This is a genomic window from Streptomyces solincola (genome assembly GCF_002982015.1).
Classification (GTDB): domain Bacteria; phylum Actinomycetota; class Actinomycetes; order Streptomycetales; family Streptomycetaceae; genus Streptomyces; species Streptomyces solincola.
Genome location: NZ_PVLV01000306.1, coordinates 1 through 4,276 on the forward strand (window position 1 = coordinate 1; position 4,276 = coordinate 4,276).

General features: G+C 71.4%; 3 protein-coding genes. 1 reads left to right on the plus strand and 2 read right to left on the minus strand.

From position 1 onward, the window contains the following. Nucleotides 1-690: 690 nt before the first annotated feature. Nucleotides 691-1,230 (minus strand): MarR family winged helix-turn-helix transcriptional regulator, encoded by a 540-nt coding sequence (locus C6N75_RS19885; RefSeq protein ID WP_105870268.1) that lies wholly within the window; start codon nucleotides 1,228-1,230, stop codon nucleotides 691-693. Nucleotides 1,231-1,346: 116 nt separating this feature from the next. Between C6N75_RS19885 and C6N75_RS19890 the strand changes: the two genes are divergently transcribed. Next, nucleotides 1,347-2,672, plus strand: coding sequence for an MFS transporter (locus tag C6N75_RS19890; RefSeq protein ID WP_181160542.1), 1,326 nt, complete (start codon nucleotides 1,347-1,349; stop codon nucleotides 2,670-2,672). A 10-nt stretch (nucleotides 2,673-2,682) separates the two neighbouring features. On the opposite strand, the gene C6N75_RS19895 is transcribed toward C6N75_RS19890, so the two are convergent. After that, entirely contained in the window at nucleotides 2,683-4,263 is a 1,581-nt protein-coding gene (locus C6N75_RS19895; protein WP_105870270.1) for an ATP-binding SpoIIE family protein phosphatase, read from the minus strand. Nucleotides 4,264-4,276 lie beyond the last annotated feature (13 nt).

Sequence of the window (4,276 nt, forward strand, 5' to 3'; positions counted from 1 at the left end):
ATCAAACTCTCCGTGAATGTTTACCGGTAATCCGGTGACACATCACGTGAAGAGTGGAACGGAAGAAGGAGGAATAGTCCCTCTACCGTTCACAGCGTCCTCGCTGTGTGTGTTTCAAAGGAACCTCATCCGCAGACCATGACGGCCCTTGGACGGGGTATCAACATATCTGGCGTTGACTTTTGGCACGCTGTTGAGTTCTCAAGGAACGGACGCTTCCTTCGTACTCACCCTCTCGGGCTTTCCTCCGGGCAGTTTCCCTTCGGTACTTCGTGTTTCCAGCCTAGCAGATCCGATTTCCCGTCTCCGCCACCCGCTGGAGCGGGCTGCCGGTTTCAGATCCGGCGCTTTCGCGCTTTTTCCTTTCCGGCGGTTCCGACTCTATCAGATCCTTTCGGGCCTGATTCCCATTCGGACTGGGATTCGCCGTTCAGGCCTTGCGGCCCTTCCGGCGTTTCCGACTCTAGCGGATTTCCCGGAGTGCTCATAATCGAGCTTTCGAACCGAATTCCGGCATGCCGAAATTCGCTCCACTTCGGGAGTGCGTGCTGAGTTGGGGTGCCGCTGCTGCGGCGGGATGTGCTGCCGGGACGACGAAGCGCCCCCGTGGCAACCCGAAGAACTTTACGGATCGGGGCCGCGCGTGTCAACTCCGGGCCCCGCCCCTGCCACCCGGGGCCAACGCGGGGGTCAGTCCAGGCCGTTGAGCCGGCCGCCGGCGTCCGGCTGGGCGTGCTCGACCCGGCGCAGTACGCGGATCAGGAGCTCCCCGAGGACGCCGCGCTCGGCTGGGGACAGGTCCCGGAGGAGTTCCTCCTCGAAGGAGGTCGCCATGCGCATCGCCTCCATCCACTTGGTCCGCCCCTCGTCGGTGAGCTCGACGATGACCCGCACCCGGTTGTTCTCGTCGCGGTCTCGGGTGACCAGCCCGTCGGCCGCCATGCGGTCGATGCGGTGCGTCATGGCCGCGGGCGTGAGGCCGAGTCGCTTGGCCAGCTCGCCCGGTCCGAGGCGGTAGGGCTCACCGGAGAGGACGAGGTGCTTGAGGACCTCCCACTCGGCGTTGCTGATGCCGAGGTCGGAGACCTGGCGGCCGTAGGCCACGTTCATCCGCCGGTTCAGCCGGCCGAGGGCGGACACCACCTGCTCGACCTGCGGGTCGAGGTCCCGGTACTCGCGCTGATAGGCCGCGACCTGCTCGTCGAGGCTCGGCTCCTGCGTCTCGGACATGGATCGGAGTATCGCACGGAAGGGGTTGGCGTTGAAGTCCTTGGATGTGTAGAGTTAAGCATTGAACTTTAGAAGTGAAGTCTTCGATGTGGAAGAAGGTGGGTGTGTCCCAGGCGATGGGCGCGGCGATGCGCCGGATCCAGGCGGGGAACGTGCTGAGCGCGTTCGGGCTCGGGTTCACCGTTCCCTATCTGTATGTGTACGTGGCCCAGGTGCGGGACCTGGGAGCCGGCACGGCGGGCGCCGTGCTGGCGGCGTTCGCGATGGCCGCGCTGGTGGTGCTGCCGTTCACCGGGCGGACCATCGACCGGCGCGGGCCGATACCGGTGCTGGTCGGCGCGGCGCTGCTGGCGGCGGCGGGCGCGCTGGCCCTCGGGCTGTCGTCGTCCGTGGCGGCCGTGGTGCTGTCCGCGGTGCTGCTCGGTTCGGGGACGGCGGTGATGCAGCCGGCGCTGGCGACGATGATCGTGTGGTGTTCCACCACGACGACCCGGACCCGGGCGTTCGCGACGCAGTTCTTCCTACAGAACCTCGGCCTGGGCGTCGGCGGTCTGATCGGCGGGCAGCTCGTGGACGAGGACCGGCCGGGCAGCTTCCTGCTGTTGTTCGGCATCGAGGCCGCCATGTTCCTGGTGCTGGCCGGCATCGCGGCCGGTGTGCGGATACCGGCGGCCCCCTCCATAGCCGACGCCCGGCCGGTGGACGCCCAGGCCAAGGCGCGCGGCGGTATGCGGGCGCTGCTGTCCCACCGGGCGATGGTGCAGCTCTGTGTGCTGGGCTTCGTGCTCTTCTTCGCCTGCTACGGACAGTTCGAGTCCGGGCTGGCGGCCTACGGCACCGAGGCCGCGGGGCTCGCTCCGTCCACCCTCGGGGTGGCGCTGGCGGCGAACACGGCGGTCATCGTGGTGGCCCAGTTCGTGGTGCTGCGCTTCGTGGAGCGCAGCCGGCGCAGCAGGGTGATCGCGCTGGTCGGACTGATATGGACGGCAGCGTGGCTGCTGGCCGGGGTCGCGGGTCTGGGGCAGGTGGGCCAGGCGATGGCGACGGCGGCGTTCGTGGGCACGTACGCGCTGTTCGGGCTGGGTGAGGCGATGCTGTCGCCGACCGTGGCCCCGCTGGTGGCCGATCTGGCACCGGAGGCGATGGTGGGCCAGTACAACTCGGCGTTCGCGCTGGTCAAGCAGCTCGCGTTGGCGATCGGTCCGGCGGTGGGCGGGCCGATGGGCGCGGCGCTGCACGGCCCGTACGTGCTGACCTTCGTGCTGTTCTCGCTGGGCATCACGGTGCTGGCGCTGCGGCTGGGCGGGAAGCTCACCCAGGCGCAGGACCACCCGTTCTCGGTGCTGGCGAAGTCCCGGGTGGTGGCGCGGCACACCCCGGGCGAGGACGGGCCCGGCGGGCTGCCGGGGCAGCGGGACCGGGCGGCGGACGCCCGGGCCTGAGCGCTCCGGCTCAGCCGGCCGGGCGGTCGGGGAGCGCCGGGCGGTCGGGCAGGGCGAACTCGCACCAGACGGCCTTGCCGCCGCCGGGGGTGCGGCGGCTGCCCCAGGAGGAGGCGATGGTGGCGATGATCGAGATGCCGCGGCCGGCCTCGTCCTCGGTCTCGGCGCGACGGCGGCGCGGCAGGTGGTCGTCGCCGTCGGTGACCTCGATGATCAGGCGGCGGTCGGTGCGGCGCAGCCGCAGCCGCATCGGCGGGGTGCCGTGCTGGAGGGAGTTGGCGACGAGTTCGCTGGTGGCCAGGACGCCGAGGTCGCGCAGTTCGACCGGGAAGCGCCAGCTCGAGAGGACTCCGGAGGCGAAGGCGCGGGCGCGGGGCGCGGCTTCGACGCCGCCGAGCAGGTCGAGTGCGGCGTTGTGGAACAGCTCGGCGTCCGGCCCGGTGCGGGCCGGGTGCTGGAGCACGAGCACGGCGACGTCGTCGTCGTGTTCGGCGGTGACGCCGAGGGAGCGCAGCAGCCGGTCGCAGACCACCTGGGGGCTGCCGGTGGCGCCGGAGAGGGCGCGTTCGAGGGCGGAGACGCCTTCGTCGATGTCCTCGCGGCGGCGTTCGACCAGTCCGTCGGTGTAGAGGACGGCGGTGGAGCCGGGCGGGAGGGCGATGGAACCGGAGGAGTGCAGCCAGCCGCCGGTGCCGAGCGGCGGGCCGGTGGGGTCGGCGGCGCGGTGGACGGTGCCGTCCTCGGAGCGGACGAGGATCGGGAGGTGCCCGGCGGAGGCGTAGAGGAGGCGGCCCTCGTTGGGGTCGTGGACGGCGTAGACGCAGGTGGCGATCTGGCTGGCGTCGATCTCGGCGGCGAGGCCGTCGAGGAGCTGGAGCACCTCGTGCGGGGGCAGGTCGAGGCGGGCGTAGGCCCGGACGGCGGTGCGGAGCTGGCCCATCACGGCGGCGGCGCGCACGCCGCGGCCCATGACGTCGCCGATGACGAGGGCGGTGCGGCCGGCGCCGAGGGTGATGACGTCGTACCAGTCGCCGCCGACGGCGGCGTCGGTGACGCCGGGCTGGTAGGTGGCGGCGACGCGCAGGTCGTCGGGCTGCTCCAGTTCCTGGGGGAGCAGGGAGCGCTGGAGGGTGACGGCCGTCTCGCGGTGCCGGCGTTCGCTGGCGCGCAGCCGTTCGGCGGCCTCGGCGTGGTCGGTGACGTCGGTGGCGTGCACGAGCACACCCGCACCGCCCGCACCGGTGGTGTCGCTGCCGTCGGGTCCGGCGCCGGCGCGGGTCTCCACGGGCAGGCAGGTGACGGTGTAGGAGCCGCCGGCCTGGGTGCGGCGAGACTTGACGGTGCGGGGTTTGCCGCTGCGCAGCACCTGGTCCATCAGCGGCAGCAGGCCGAGTTCGGCGAGCTCGGGGCAGCCGGCGGCGACGGCGGTGCCGGATCGGCGCGGTCCGAAGGCGGCGGCGTAGGCGTCGTTGACGTAGGCGATGCGGTGCCGGGGGCCGTAGGTCAGGGCGACGAGGCCGGGGAGGCGGCCGAGGATCTCGCGTACGGAGAAGTCCTCCAGGGCGGGGGCGTCGTCGGTGGGCCGGTCCAGCGGCGGGTGGGGC

What these genes read in the sequence shown, in the direction of transcription:
- C6N75_RS19885 (WP_105870268.1), bottom strand. Translation starts at nt 1,230, where the DNA reads ATGTCCGAGACGCAGGAGCCGAGCCTCGACGAGCAGGTCGCGGCCTAT.
- C6N75_RS19890 (WP_181160542.1), top strand. Translation starts at nt 1,347, where the DNA reads ATGGGCGCGGCGATGCGCCGGATCCAGGCGGGGAACGTGCTGAGCGCG.